The sequence below is a fragment of the Streptomyces sp. GbtcB7 genome (genome assembly GCF_019091445.1).
Classification (GTDB): Bacteria; Actinomycetota; Actinomycetes; order Streptomycetales; family Streptomycetaceae; genus Streptomyces; species Streptomyces mirabilis.
Genome location: NZ_JAGXJM010000014.1, coordinates 185,746 through 198,859 on the forward strand (window position 1 = coordinate 185,746; position 13,114 = coordinate 198,859).

12 protein-coding genes are annotated in these 13,114 nt (G+C 71.7%); 5 read left to right on the top strand and 7 right to left on the bottom strand.

Features of this window, described 5'->3' with window-relative positions:
- Positions 1–27: 27 nt before the first annotated feature.
- Both KVT44_RS23840 and cofC read right to left on the bottom strand, forming a co-directional pair.
- On the bottom strand, positions 28–231 hold the full coding sequence (locus KVT44_RS23840; protein WP_054235398.1) for a hypothetical protein: 204 nt from the start codon (positions 229–231) through the stop codon (positions 28–30).
- Positions 232–320: 89 nt separating this feature from the next.
- Positions 321–968, bottom strand: a complete 648-nt coding sequence (cofC, locus tag KVT44_RS23845) for a 2-phospho-L-lactate guanylyltransferase (RefSeq protein WP_190172462.1) — start codon at positions 966–968, stop codon at positions 321–323.
- Positions 969–1,113: 145 nt separating this feature from the next.
- On the opposite strand from cofC, the gene KVT44_RS23850 reads away from it, so the two are divergent.
- The 3 genes from KVT44_RS23850 to KVT44_RS23860 all read left to right on the top strand — a co-directional run bounded on the left by KVT44_RS23850 (position 1,114) and on the right by KVT44_RS23860 (position 4,228).
- Positions 1,114–1,926: a 1-acyl-sn-glycerol-3-phosphate acyltransferase gene (locus KVT44_RS23850; RefSeq protein WP_217568419.1), complete on the top strand. Its 813-nt coding sequence runs from the start codon at positions 1,114–1,116 to the stop codon at positions 1,924–1,926.
- Positions 1,923–2,933, top strand: a complete 1,011-nt coding sequence (locus KVT44_RS23855; protein ID WP_190172464.1) for an NAD(P)H-dependent glycerol-3-phosphate dehydrogenase — start codon at positions 1,923–1,925, stop codon at positions 2,931–2,933. The genes KVT44_RS23850 and KVT44_RS23855 overlap by 4 nt, the downstream gene beginning before the upstream one ends.
- A 137-nt stretch (positions 2,934–3,070) precedes the next feature.
- Positions 3,071–4,228 (top strand): D-alanine--D-alanine ligase family protein, encoded by a 1,158-nt coding sequence (locus tag KVT44_RS23860; protein ID WP_099920479.1) that lies wholly within the window; start codon positions 3,071–3,073, stop codon positions 4,226–4,228.
- Positions 4,229–4,285: 57 nt separating this feature from the next.
- Here KVT44_RS23860 and KVT44_RS23865 read toward each other — a convergent pair whose 3' ends face one another.
- Together KVT44_RS23865 and KVT44_RS23870 are read right to left on the bottom strand one after the other, a co-directional pair.
- The gene (locus KVT44_RS23865; RefSeq protein ID WP_217568420.1) at positions 4,286–4,780 is read right to left on the bottom strand and encodes a DUF3515 domain-containing protein; all 495 of its coding nucleotides are present in this window, start codon (positions 4,778–4,780) and stop codon (positions 4,286–4,288) included.
- Positions 4,781–4,800: 20 nt separating this feature from the next.
- Positions 4,801–5,034, bottom strand: a complete 234-nt coding sequence (locus KVT44_RS23870; protein WP_028802415.1) for an Lrp/AsnC family transcriptional regulator — start codon at positions 5,032–5,034, stop codon at positions 4,801–4,803.
- 206 nt (positions 5,035–5,240) lie between these two features.
- On the opposite strand from KVT44_RS23870, the gene KVT44_RS23875 reads away from it, so the two are divergent.
- Positions 5,241–6,206, top strand: a complete 966-nt coding sequence (locus KVT44_RS23875; RefSeq protein ID WP_054235392.1) for a thiamine-phosphate kinase — start codon at positions 5,241–5,243, stop codon at positions 6,204–6,206.
- Between the two features lie 12 nt (positions 6,207–6,218).
- Here the strand turns inward: KVT44_RS23875 and KVT44_RS23880 are convergent, their stop codons facing one another.
- The 3 genes from KVT44_RS23880 to rpmB all read right to left on the bottom strand — a co-directional run bounded on the left by KVT44_RS23880 (position 6,219) and on the right by rpmB (position 10,973).
- A complete protein-coding gene (locus KVT44_RS23880; RefSeq protein WP_217568421.1) occupies positions 6,219–7,463 on the bottom strand; it encodes an FAD-dependent monooxygenase in 1,245 nt (414 codons plus the stop codon).
- Between the two features lie 81 nt (positions 7,464–7,544).
- On the bottom strand, positions 7,545–10,622 hold the full coding sequence (locus KVT44_RS23885; RefSeq protein WP_217568423.1) for a BTAD domain-containing putative transcriptional regulator: 3,078 nt from the start codon (positions 10,620–10,622) through the stop codon (positions 7,545–7,547).
- Between the two features lie 165 nt (positions 10,623–10,787).
- Complete coding sequence (gene rpmB, locus KVT44_RS23890) at positions 10,788–10,973, bottom strand: 50S ribosomal protein L28 (RefSeq protein ID WP_003993230.1); 186 nt, start codon at positions 10,971–10,973, stop codon at positions 10,788–10,790.
- 259 nt (positions 10,974–11,232) lie between these two features.
- On the opposite strand from rpmB, the gene KVT44_RS23895 reads away from it, so the two are divergent.
- Positions 11,233–13,080: a DAK2 domain-containing protein gene (locus KVT44_RS23895; RefSeq protein WP_217568425.1), complete on the top strand. Its 1,848-nt coding sequence runs from the start codon at positions 11,233–11,235 to the stop codon at positions 13,078–13,080.
- The last annotated feature ends 34 nt before the right edge of the window (positions 13,081–13,114 follow it).

Sequence of the window (13,114 nt, forward strand, 5' to 3'; positions counted from 1 at the left end):
TGTCCGGGACCTGGTACGAGGGCCCGGTCAGAAGGTCTGGAGCGTCACCAGGGTGATCCGGCGGGCCTCGCCGTCGCCCTCGGTCTCGATGCGCACGCGCTGTCCCGGGCGCAGCAGCCTGAGCCCGCCGGCGTCGAACGCCGCGCCGTCGAAGGGCACCGGCGTGCCGTCGTCGAGCAGCACCTGTCCGCTACGGGTGTCGGGGTCGTACGTGTACGCGGTCGCCTGCATGCCGAAAGCCTATCCAGCGCCGGTGTGCGCCGCCGGTGGGCCCGGTGGACGGGGCCTCGGCGAACGCCGGCTCACGCGGCCAGGGGCGTTCAGGTGCCCGGTTGGCCCGGGATCAGGAGTTTCGCCGCCAGTGTGGCCGTGCGCGGGCCCACTCCCAGGGCGAGCGCCGCGCGCAGATCGTCGCCGGTGTCCACGTCCTGGCGTACGGAATCCACCGCGGTGAGGAGGAGTTCCGCGGCTCCCGAGGCGCGATGACGGGCTCGGGAATCGGTGCCGAAGGAGGGACGCAATTCCCTGCCGGGAGATGCGGCCAGCAGAGTGGTGCCGATTGCGGCCGCATCGGAGAGAAAAGCGCGCGGGAATTCGGCGGCGGCATCGAGTACCCGGGCCAATTCCAGGGGACGCAACGCGGGCAGATCGGCGTTCAGAGCGGCCACGGCGCATTCGGGACTTCGGGAGCGTACGGCCGCCGTCCCGTGCGCCAGCGCGGCGTTCAGACCGCCGCCCGGCTCGTCCGGCACGATCCACGCCCCCAGCGCGGCCAGCTCCCGCCCGGCCAGCGCGTCGTCCGTGACGACCGCCACATCGCCGACCGCCGCGCAGGCCAGCGCGGCCGCCACGGTGTCCTGCGCGAAGGCGAGGGCGAGTCCGGGGCGCACCGCGTCGGCGGCGGTGTCCGAGAGCCTGCTCTTGGCCCGCGCCAGGGCTTTGAGGGGGATGACCAAGGTCCACTGCACGAGCGCTCCGTTCCTCCCTTGTCGCGCCCATTGTGACCCGGCACCCCTGGCGGTCCGGACGTCGGGGCGTACGGTGTTCTCGACAGACAGGCGGCCTGGGGCGACACTTGTGCGGCCCCCCAGGCCCAAAGAGGAAGGTGTCCGCGTGCCCCGCCGCAGAATCGGCTTCTGGTACCGCTTCGCAGCGGTCCTCTGCAAACCACCACTGGTGGTTCTGATCAAGCGGGACTGGCGCGGAATGGAGAACATTCCGGCTGAGGGCGGATTTATCACCGCGGTGAACCACAATTCGCATGTGGACCCGTTCGCGTATGCCCACTATCAGTACAACACCGGGCGTGTTCCGCGTTTCCTGGCCAAGGCCGGGCTTTTCAGGAAGGGATTCGTGGGGGCCGCGATGCGCGGCACCGGACAGATCCCCGTGTACCGCGAGAGCACCGACGCGCTGAGCGCGTTCCGGGCCGCGATCGACGCCGTGGAGCGCGGCGAGTGCGTCGCGTTCTACCCCGAGGGCACCCTCACCCGCGACCCCGACGGCTGGCCGATGACCGGCAAGACCGGTGCCGCCCGGGTCGCCCTGCAGACCAAGTGCCCGGTGATTCCGGTCGCCCAGTGGGGTGCCAACGAACTGCTGCCGCCGTACGCCAAGAAGCCCAACCTCCTTCCGCGCAAGACCCACCACGTTCTGGCGGGCCCTCCGGTTGACCTGTCGCGTTTCTACGACAAGGAGATGAGCCCGGACCTCCTGAAGGAGGCCACCGAGGTCATCATGGCCGCCATCACCGCGCAGCTGGAGGAGCTCCGCGGCGAGAAGGCCCCTGAGAAGCCCTACGACCCGCGCCAGGTACGGATCGAACAGCGCAGGCGTACCAGGGCCCAGGAGAGGGCTCAGGAGCGGGCACAGGCCCAGCGGCAGGCACAGGCACAGGCACAGCAGGAAGAGGGGCAGAGCACGTGAGCAAGCCGGTCAAGGCGGCCGTCTTCGGGACCGGATCGTGGGGTACGGCGTTCGGCATGGTGCTCGCCGACGCGGGGTGCGAGGTCACCCTGTGGGCGCGGCGCGCCGAGCTCGCCGAGGCGGTCAACTCCACGCGTACGAACCCGGACTACCTGCCGGGCGTCGAACTCCCCGAGAACCTGCGGGCGACGACCGACGCCGCCGAGGCCGCGCGTGACGCCGACTTCACCGTGCTCGCCGTGCCCTCGCAGACCCTGCGCGGGAACCTCGCCGAGTGGACGCCGCTGCTGGAGCGCGACACGGTCCTGGTCTCCCTCATGAAGGGCGTCGAACTCGGTTCCGCGATGCGGATGAGCGAGGTCATCGAGGACGTCGCCAAGGTCGGCGCCGACCGTATCGCCGTGGTCACGGGACCGAACCTGGCCCGTGAGATCGCCGCCCGGATGCCGGCCGCCGCCGTGGTCGCCTGCACCTCCGAAGCGGTCGCCCAGCGTCTCCAGGCCGCCAGCCACAACCCGTACTTCCGCCCGTACACCAACACCGACGTGGTGGGCTGCGAGCTGGGCGGCGCGGTGAAGAACGTGATCGGTCTCGCCGTCGGCATCGCGGACGGCATGGGCCTGGGCGACAACGCCAAGGGCTCGCTGATCACGCGCGGACTCGCCGAGACCACCCGACTCGGCGTCGTCATGGGCGCCGACCCGCTGACCTTCTCCGGACTCGCGGGCCTCGGCGACCTGGTGGCCACCTGCTCCTCGCCGCTGTCGCGCAACCACACCTTCGGCACCAACCTCGGCAGGGGCATGACCCTCCAGGAGACCATCGCGGTCACCAAGCAGACCGCCGAGGGCGTCAAGTCCTGCGAGTCCGTGCTGGATCTGGCCCGCAGGCACGGCGTCGACATGCCCATCACCGAGACGGTCGTCGGCATCGTCCACGAGGGCAAGTCGCCGGTCGTCGCGGTCAAGGAGCTGATGGGGCGCAGCGCCAAGGCCGAGCGCCGCTGAGGAGCCACGCCGCGGCGCCGGGAATCAACGCTCCGCAACGGCTCGTACGACGCTGAGCGACCACCCGTGCGACGTTGGACAACGGCCGCGGTGGGGCGCTGACTCAGCGCCGTACCAACGGGTACTCTCAACGCGATATGAGCACCGAGAACCTCCCCCAGAGCCCTGAGCAGCCGCCTCGCAAGCCGCGCGTGGCCGTCGTCTTCGGCGGCCGCAGCTCCGAACACGGGATCTCCGTGGTCACGGCCGGCGCCGTCCTGCGCGCCATCGACCGGACGAAGTACGACGTCCTGCCGATCGGCATCACCAGGGACGGCCGTTGGGCGCTCACCGCCGACGAACCGGACCGGATGGCCATCGTCGACCGGCGCCAGCCGGACGTGGAGCAGCTCGCCGAGTCGAGCGAGGGCGGCGTGATCCTCCCCGTCGACCCGGCCAACCGCGAAGTCGTCTACAGCGAGCCCGGATCGGTCCCCAAGGCCCTGGGCGAGGTCGACGTCGTCTTCCCCGTGCTGCACGGCCCCTACGGCGAGGACGGCACCCTCCAGGGCCTCCTGGAGCTCTCCGGAGTCCCGTACGTCGGTGCGGGTGTGCTCGCCTCGGCCGTCGGCCAGGACAAGGAGTACATGAAGCGGGTGTTCACCTCCTTCGGGCTGTCCGTCGGCCCGTACGTGGTGATCCGTCCCCGTGAGTGGGAGCGCGACGAGTCCGCCGCCCGCAAGAAGATCATCGACTTCGCGGGTGAGCACGGCTGGCCGCTGTTCATCAAGCCCGCGCGCGCGGGCTCCTCGATCGGCATCACCAAGGTCGACTCCCTCGAAGGCCTCGACGAGGCGATCGAGGAGGCCCAGCGCCACGACCCGAAGATCATCGTGGAGGCGCTGCTGCGCGGCCGCGAGATCGAGTGCGGGGTGCTGGAGTTCGAGGACGGTCCGCGCGCCAGCGTGCCCGCCGAGATCCCGCCCGTGCAGTCGCACGCGTACTACGACTTCGAGGCGAAGTACATCGACTCGACGCCCGGTCTCGTGCCCGCCCCGCTGACCCCCGAGCAGACCGCCGAGGTCCAGCGGCTCGCGGTCGACGCCTTCGAGGCCGCCTCCTGCGAGGGCCTGGTGCGCGCGGACTTCTTCCTCACCGAGGACGGCGAGTTCGTGATCAACGAGATCAACACCATGCCGGGCTTCACGCCCATCTCCATGTACCCGCAGATGTGGGAGGCGAGCGGCGTGGACTACCCGGAGCTGGTGGACCGCCTGATCGGGGCGGCGCTGCGCCGCCCGACGGGGCTTCGGTAGACCTGGGGCACCGGGGCTCCGCTCCAGGGCACACGCCCCCGCGCGCACGTGTGTACGTCAGTCGGCGATCCCTTCGGGGATCGCCTTCTTGATGGGCGCGGCCAGGTCGACGAGCGCGTTCGACCCGTCCCGCTGGACCCACTTCTTGGGCACGCTGACCTCGACATACGCGCGCCGCAGGCTCGTGGTGAAGCGGTACGACCCGTCGTCCTGCTTCTCCATGAGCCAGCCGACGCCGTTCACCTCGCCGCTGAGCGCGTTCTGATCGCTCATCTTCGCGGGTCGTTCGACACCGCAGCGCAGTATGATCGCCGGGCTTCCCCAGCCCGCGGTCAGCGCGGACCGGGGCTCGGGATCGTTCCGGTCGAGGCCGTCGATCTTCTTCGGCAGCACCTTGTCCAGGTTCTGACACAGCCCGGTGACCTTCGCCCCCGGGCTGGGAACCGCGGCCGATCCGCCGTCGTCTGCTGAGGAGCAGCCTGTGGTGGCGATCAACAGGGCGAGAACGGGCAGCCCGAAAAGAGCGGTGTGCCGGTGACGGGAGAAGTTCACCGGCCAAGGGTAGACGGGGGCTAGAGGTGCACCACCGGGCAGGTCAGCGTACGGGTGATGCCGTCCACTTGCTGGACTTTCGCGACCACCATGCGGCCGAGTTCGTCGACCGTGTCGGCCTGGGCGCGCACGATCACGTCGTACGGTCCTGTCACGTCCTCGGCCTGGATCACCCCCGGGATCTTGCTGATCGTCTCGGCGACGGTCGACGCTTTGCCGACCTCCGTCTGGATCAGGATGTACGCCTGTACCACGGAACCTCCAGGGCGGCCACGAGGATCATGTGGGGAAAAGGAACGCCACGGTATCGCGTCGCCGCTCGCCACGGGGAGACCCGCGGTGGCTGGGGCTTGCGCGCCGGGGTGCACGGACTGCACAAGTTGACGGTCAACTCGACCGTACCGAGTACAGAGACGGCTCGCGACCGGGCACGGGTAGCGGCAGAGGGAGCAGTACGATCATGAAGGGCACCGTGGGCGAGTTGGGGGAGTTCGGGCTCATCAAGGAGCTCACCTCGCGTCTCACCACCACCCCGGCGGTCCGGGTCGGCCCCGGCGACGACGCCGCGGTGGTGGCCGCGCCCGACCGCAGGGTGGTGGCGAGCACCGACATCCTCCTGGAGGGGCGGCACTTCCGCCGCGACTGGTCCACGGCGTACGACGTCGGGCGCAAGGCGGCCGCGCAGAACCTCGCGGACATCGCCGCGATGGGCGCCGTACCGACCGCGCTGCTGCTGGGTCTGGTCGTCCCGGCCGAACTCCCGGCCACCTGGCCCTCCGAGATGATGGACGGGCTGCGCGACGAGTGCCAGGTCGCGGGCGCGTCCGTGGTCGGAGGCGATGTCGTGCGCGGCGACACCATCATGATCTCGATCACCGCGCTCGGCGATCTGCGCAACCACGAACCGGTCACCCGGGGCGGCGCCCAGCCCGGTGACGTGATCGCCGTGACGGGCTGGCTGGGCTGGTCCGCGGCCGGGCACGCGGTGCTCTCCCGCGGCTTCCGCTCACCGCGCGCCTTCGTCGAGGCCCACCGCCGCCCCGAGCCGCCGTACCACGCGGGTCCCGCCGCCGCCGGGCTCGGCGCGACGGCGATGTGCGACGTGAGCGACGGGCTGATCGCCGACCTGGGCCACATCGCCGAGGCGAGCAAGGTGCGGATCGACATCCGTTCGGGCGCGATCGACATCCCCTCCCAGATGAACGACATCGGCCAGGCCGTCGGCGTCGACCCCATCCAGTGGGTGCTGACCGGCGGGGAGGACCACGCGATCGTGGCGGCCTTCCCGCCGGACGTGAAGCTGCCCGCGCGCTGGAAGGTGATCGGCGAGGTCCTCAACCCCTCGGCGCTGCCCCAGGTCACGGTGGACGGCGCGCCCTGGACCAGCAAGGGCGGTTGGGACCACTTCGGGGACATCGAGTCGTAGCCGCCCACCCCGTCAGGCGGGGTATGCGCGGAGTTTGATGCCGGTGGCCGCCTTCTCGGTGAGCTTCTTGAAGAAGCCCGCCAGGAGGCGCGAGCTGAGCAGCCGGTACGCGCGGTCCCGGCTGCGGATCCGCCGCTCGGTCGGCGGCGCGAAGAACGGCCCCGCGTTGCCCGAGATCTTCTGGCAGCCCTTGGCGAAGTCCCGGACGCGGGTCTCGTACTCGGCGAAGGCGGTGCGGTGGTCGCCGCCCGCGAGGGCCAGCTCGCCGGCCAGGACGTACGCCCCGACGATCGCCACTCCGGTGCCCATGCCGCCCATCGTGGCCCCGTATCCGGCGTCCCCGAGCAGCACCACGCGCCCCTGGGTGAGCCGTTCGACATGGATCTGGGCGATCGCGTCGAAGTACAGGTCGTCGGCCCGCTCCAGGGCCTTGAGGACTCCCGGGGTCTCCCAGCCCATCCCCGCGAACCGCTCCGCCAGGATCCGCTTCTGCGCGGCCACGTCACGGCGGTCGAACTCCAGCTTCTCGGACCGGAAGACGAGCAGCGCGCCCGCCCGGTCCGGGTCGCCGTCGTAGTTGCCGACGACCACCGCCCGCCCCGGTTCGCTGTACAGCCGCCCGGTGCGGTCGAGCCCCAGGTCGTTGGGGACGCCGAAGGCCGCCACGTAGTGGTCGAGGAAGCGCAGGTGGCGGGACTCCTCACCGAAGACGAGTCGACGGGTGAGGGAGTGCAGTCCGTCGGCGCCCACGACGAGGTCGAAGCGGCGCGGGGCGCCGCGCTCGAAGGTCACGTCGACGCCTTCCGGGGTCTCGGTGAGGGTGGCGATCGAGTCCCCGAAGACGTACTCCGCCCTGTCCTTGGTGCGTTCGTACATGATCCGCGCCAGCTCACCGCGGAAGATCTCCACGTCGCCGCTCATCATCTCGGCCGGCAGGTCCACGCGCGGGGAGCCGTCGGCGTCGACGACGGTCTGACGACCCATGTGTGTCTGATGGGCGTGGATCTCGTCCCAGATGCCCATGGCGGTCAGGACGGTTCGGTGGACGTGCCCCCGGAAGTCGACCGCGAATCCGCCGGGCCGCAGGTCGGGTGCCTTCTCGACGACGGTGACGCGCGCGCCGTACCGGATCAGGTTGAGGGCGAGGGCGGGACCCGCGACGCTGGCGCCGGAGACGAGGACGTGGAGGTGGGCGAGTTTCCCCGCCGGGTTCTCCGCCGGGTTCTGTGTCGTGTTCTGCGTCGGGTTCGTTGTCATGGGCAGGAGCTTCGCGGGAGGCGCTGACCGTGTTCCTACCGTTCGCTGACCGTGCGCCTGGCCGCCGGTCGGCGCCGCCGCCTAGTCGGCGGTGAGCGCCGCGGCCCCGAGCACTCGCCCCTGCTCAAAGGCCTTTTCGTACGCTTCGGAGGACAGCCTTTCGCGGATGTCCCGCTCATTGCGTACGGCTTCGGGGTCGCCCCGCAGTGCCGCCCCGCGCAGGCCGACGGCGGCGCCCAGCAGGACGGCCGCGCGCTCGGGGGAGTCGGCGAGGACCGCCAACGCCTCCGCGGACTCGGCGAGTTCCAGTACTCCGGGACTCTCGACGGCGAGGTCGGCCGCCTGACGGGCCCAGTCACGCGCCTCGTCGAGGCGCCCCTCCGTGGCCGCGGAACGGCCGAGACCGATGAGGATGCGCACGGTCTCCCCGATGCTGAACCAGTTGGCGGCGCAAGCCTCCAGGGCGCTTTCGTAGCGCACGCGCGCGTGGCCGGTGTCTCCCGCGAGCCGAGCGGCGTCGCCCAGGCCCCGCAGGGCACCCGCCACCTTGTCGGTGAGGCCCACGGTGCGGGCCAGCGTCAGGGCCTGGCTGAAGTGCTCCCTCGCCTCGACCAGCTCCCCCTGGTGCAGCAGCACGGTCGCACGGGTGCGCAGGAGGTCCGAGGTCTCCTCGGGGGCGGCCAACTCCCTGACGTACGAGAGCCCTTCGTCGAGCAGCTCGAGAGCACGCCGGTGTTCCCCGCGCCAGTCGGCGAACATGCCCAGCGGTTCGAGGCAGTTCGCCATGCCCCAGCGGTCCCCGGTCGCGCGAAAACCCGCCAGAGACCGTGCGAACGACTCCTCGGACGCCGTCGGACGCCCGGCGAACTGCTCCTGGAAGCCGAGGCCGACATCAAGAAGAGCCCGCCCCCACGCGTCGCCCCCGACCTGCACGCGCACCCGGTCGTTCGCGGCGGGCCGCGGTCCACCCACCACCGACCACAGCACCACGGTGAAGGGCAGCCGCAGGGGTCGGCTCAGCCCGGCCAGTACGTCCTCGACACGGGCCAGGCGCCGCTGGTCGGCCGGATCGCCGCTCTCACCCGAGAGCGCGTTGATCACGCACAGGACGTACTCCTCCGCGAGACCCGCAGGCGGCTCGGCGCCCACGGCCGCGAGCAGCTCCCGGGCTGTGGCCGTCTGCTCTCCGTAGAGACCGCGCAACCGCCAGAACCAGGAGAGCTCGGCCATCAGCCGCAGGGCCTTCTCCCGGTCGGCGCGCACGAGATGACGCAAGGCCGCGCCCAGGTTGCCGTGCTCGGCGGTCAGCCGGTCCAGCCAGGGCAACTGGCCGTCGCCGCGCAGGAGCGGCTCCGCCCGTTCGGCCAGCCGCAGGAAGTACGCGGCGTGGGCGTCCCGCAGCCGCTGCCGCTCGCCCGCGCGGACGAGGTGCTCGGCGCCGAACGCGCGGATGGTCTGCAGCATCCGGTAGCGCCCCTCGGTGACCTCCAGGAACGACTTCTCCGCCAGCGAGGCCAGCAGGTCCTCCGGAAAGGGCGTCCCGCACACCGCCTCGACCGCCTCGACCGTCGCGCCCCCGGAGAACACGGTCAGCCGTCGCGCCAGCTCCCGTTCCTCCTCGTCCAGCAGCTCCCAGCTCCACTCCACGACGGCACGAAGGGTGCGGTGCCGGGGTGCCTTGGTGCGGTCACCCCGGGACAGCAGCCGGAAGCGGTCGTCCCCGACGTGCTCGGTGAGGCGGTCGGCCAGTTCGTCCGGGGTGAGCGTCCGCAACCGCGCCGCCGCCAGCTCGATCGCCAGTGGCAGGCCGTCCAGGGCGGCGCAGATGTCCGGCACACGCGCGTGCCCCGCGAAACCGGGGCGCACGGCGGCCGCCCGGTCCAGGAACAGTCGCGCGGCCGGCTCCGCCGACAGCGGTGGCACCGGGCACAGCACCTCACCGGTGATCCCCAGCGACTCACGGCTCGTGGCGAGGATCCGCACACCCGGGCAGGCGCCGAGGAGCAGCCCCGTGATCCGTGCCACGTCCTCGACCAGATGCTCGCAGTTGTCCAGGACGAGCAGCAGCTCTCGGTCCTCCAGGGCGGCGAGGAGCCGGTCGGTGGTGTCCCCCGAGGGGGTGCGGAAACCTTCGCGCAGACCGAGGGCGGTGAGCAGGGCGTAGGGAAGCTGCGAGGGGTCGGTGAGAGGGGCGAGCTCGACAAGGCAAACGGGTGCGTAAGCGTTTACGCAATCGTTTGCGCGAGCGTTTGCGTTGACGCGCGCGTCCGCGTTCGCATGGGCGAGCTCGATCGCCAGGCGGGTCTTGCCCGCTCCGCCCGGCCCGGTGAGTGTGACCAGGCGCTCCTGGGTGAGCAGAGCGCCGATGCGGGCGAGTTCGTCGTCGCGCCCGATGAAGCGGGTCAGCTGGGCGGGCAGCCGCCGGTGGGCGGGGCCCGCGCCCCGGAGCAGTTCCAGGTGGAGCGCGGACAGGTCGGGCGAGGGGTCGGCGCCCAGTTCCTCGGCGAGGGTGCGTCGCGCTTCCTCGTACACCGTCAGTGCCTCGGCGGCCCGGCCGCTCGCGTGCAGGGCCCGCATCAGCTGTCCGTACAGCCGCTCGCTCAGGGGATGCGCGGCGAGCAGTTCCCGCAGCTCCGGGACGAGTGCGGGGCCGCCGCCGAGCGCGAGGTCCGCGTCGACCCGGTCCTGTAAGGCACCGAGCCTCAGCTCTTCGAGGCGGGTCACCTGGGGGTGCGCGCCGGGGAGGTCGGCCAGGGCCGGGCCGCGCCACAGGGTGAGCGCCTCCCGGAGCAAGGCCGCGGCTCGGGAGTGGTCGCCCTGGGTGAGGGCCGCGGTTCCGTCGCGGGAGAGCCGTTCGAAGCGGTGGGCGTCGACGGCCTCGGGGGAGACGGCGATGCGGTAACCGGTGGGGTCGGCCTCGATCCCGGTGTCGGGGCCGAGCCGCCCGCGCAGCCGGGAGACCTGGGACTGGAGGGCGTTGGCGGCCCCGGCTGGCGGATCGGCGCCGTACAGACCGTCGGTCAGCCGCTCCGTGGAGACGGTCCGGCCCGCATCCAGGAGGAGCAGGGTGAGCAGCGCGCGGGGGCGGGGGCCGCCGGGGTCCAGGGGGCTGCCGTCCGTGGTGCGGATCTCGAGGGGGCCCAGGATGCCGAAGCGCATTCGGCAGATTCTGGCAGGTCCGGAAGCCGGGGGCTACGCGCGCGTGGGACACCCCACACCCGATACCGCACAGTGGAAGGAAGCACGAAGACAACAAAAAACCGGCCCACCGTGAGGTGGACCGGCTTTTAAGCGAACCAGCAGTGGCCGCGCGCTAGCGTTGCGTCAGCGCGAGACCTTGCCGGCCTTGATGCACGAGGTGCAAGCGTTCACGCGCTTCGGCGTCCCGCCCACCACGGTACGGACGCGCTGGATGTTGGGGTTCCAGCGACGGGACGTACGGCGGTGCGAGTGCGAGATGTTGTTGCCGAAGCCCGGCCCCTTGCCGCAGACGTCGCAGTTGGCAGCCACGGGTCACTCCAAAGACTTCAGATGCTCTTACGGTTGATCCCGGCATGCCGGAATCGAGATCTAGGATCTGAGTGGCGGTGCCAGGGGGAAGACCCGATCGAATCGGGCAACTGGAGCAGCATACAACGACTGCGTCCGGAGAACGAAACTACCATGGCTGCCCCGGGGCTCACCCCGGCCCTCCTTGGGGTCCCCTACCGCCAGTAACCCATTCGGGGTCTACGCTGCGTGCCACGTCCAGAAGCTCAAGGAGGCGCAGGTGCCGCAGGTGCCGCAGACATTGGATGCTCTCGCGGTGCGCACCTGGTGCGGCCTCGCGCTGGAGGCGCTGGGGCGGGCGCGCGAGGAGATCGACGCCATCAATGTCTACCCGGTCGCGGACGGGGACACCGGGACGAATCTGTATCTGACGGTGGAGTCGGCGGCAGCGGCGGTGGAGGCGGTTTTCGCGGGCTACGAGACGGTGACGGGGGTCGGTCCCACAGGGTCCGCTGCCTCCGGGGCCGTTTCCACGGCGGTCACGGGGGGCGGTCTGCCCACGCTCGCCGACGCCGTGCGGGCGATGGCGCACGGGGCGCTGATCGGGGCCCGCGGGAACTCCGGGACGATCCTCGCGCAGTTGCTGCGCGGCATGGCGCAGGTACTCGCCGCCGACGGCGAGATCGATGGTGCGGCCGGTGGTGAGACCGACGGTGCGGCCGATGGTGAGAGCGACGGTGCGACCGATGGTGAGAGCGCTCACACCGACGGACAGGCCCTCCGGCTGGCCCTGCGACAGGCCGCCGACTCCGCACGCGAGGCCGTCGCGCACCCCGTGGAGGGCACGGTCCTCACGGTCGCCACGGCCGCCGCCGAGGCGGCCACCGGCACGGAGGGCGACTGCGGCACGGTCGCGTGCGCGGCGTACGAGGGAGCACGGGCGGCCCTCATGGCGACCCCCGGCCAGCTGGCCGTGCTGGAGCGTGCCGGTGTGGTCGACGCGGGTGGGCGGGGGCTGCTGGCGGTGCTGGCGGCACTGGCGGAGACGTTCACGGGGGAGTCCCCGGGCGCCGGACGGGTGGCGGGCGAGGTCCACACGCGCGTGAATGGCATGGACGGCGTGAGTGGCGTGGACCGTGTGGATGGTGTGGGCCGTGTGGATGTGAACGGCGTGTGCGTGGACAGCCGGCCGGGGGAAGAAAGCCCGGCCTTCGAGGTGACCTACCTGCTGGAGGCGGAGGACGCGGACGTGGCGCGGTTGCGGGCCCGGCTCGACCGCCTCGGCAACTCGCTCGTCGTGGTCGGCGGGGACGGGCTGTGGAACGTCCATGTGCACGCGGACGACGCCGGTGCCGCCGTGGAGGCGGGGGTCGAGGCCGGGCGGCCGTACCGGATCCGCATTACGCACTTCGGGCTCGGCGACGCCCACACGGCGGGCGCGGCCGGGCGGCCGCCCCGGGAGCGGGCGCAGCGGGCCGTGGTGGCGGTCGTGCCCGGCGAAGGGCTGGCCGGGCTGTACGCCGAGGCCGGGGCGACCACCGTGCTCGCGCGGCCCGGGGAACCGCCCGCGAGCGGGGAACTCGTCGAGGCCGTACGCCGGGCCCACGCGCGCGAGGTGGTGCTGCTGCCCAATGACGCCGACCTGCGTCACACCGCGGCGGCCGCCGCCGAGCAGGCCCGTACGGAGGGCGTCCGGGTCGCGCTGATCCCGACCCGCTCCGCGGTCCAGGGCATCGCCGCGCTCGCTGTCCACGAGCCCGAACGTCGCTTCGACGAGGACGTCGTCGCCATGACCTCGGCGGCGGGCGCCACGCGTTACGCCGAGGTGGCCGTCGCCGAGCGTCAGTCCTGGACCATGGCCGGCATCTGCCAGGCGGGCGACGTCCTCGGGCTCATCGACGGCGATGTCGCGGTGATCGGCTCCGACATCACCGCCACCGCCGAAACCGTCCTCGACCGCATGCTCGCCGCCGGCGGGGAGATGGTCACCCTCGTCCTGGGCGACGAGGCTCCCGGCTCCATCGCCGCGCACCTCGAAGCACGGGTCCGGGAGTCGTACTTGGCTGTGGACACGGTGGCGTACCGGGGCGGTCGACAGGGCGCGTTGCTGCTGATCGGGGTGGAGTAGCCCCCGGGACTCCGACTCAGGGCGCCGGGTGTGT

What these genes read in the sequence shown, in the direction of transcription:
- KVT44_RS23840 (WP_054235398.1), bottom strand. Translation starts at nt 231, where the DNA reads ATGCAGGCGACCGCGTACACGTACGACCCCGACACCCGTAGCGGACAG.
- KVT44_RS23860 (WP_099920479.1), top strand. Translation starts at nt 3,071, where the DNA reads ATGAGCACCGAGAACCTCCCCCAGAGCCCTGAGCAGCCGCCTCGCAAG.
- KVT44_RS23875 (WP_054235392.1), top strand. Translation starts at nt 5,241, where the DNA reads ATGAAGGGCACCGTGGGCGAGTTGGGGGAGTTCGGGCTCATCAAGGAG.
- KVT44_RS23880 (WP_217568421.1), bottom strand. Translation starts at nt 7,463, where the DNA reads ATGACAACGAACCCGACGCAGAACACGACACAGAACCCGGCGGAGAAC.
- KVT44_RS23885 (WP_217568423.1), bottom strand. Translation starts at nt 10,622, where the DNA reads ATGCGCTTCGGCATCCTGGGCCCCCTCGAGATCCGCACCACGGACGGC.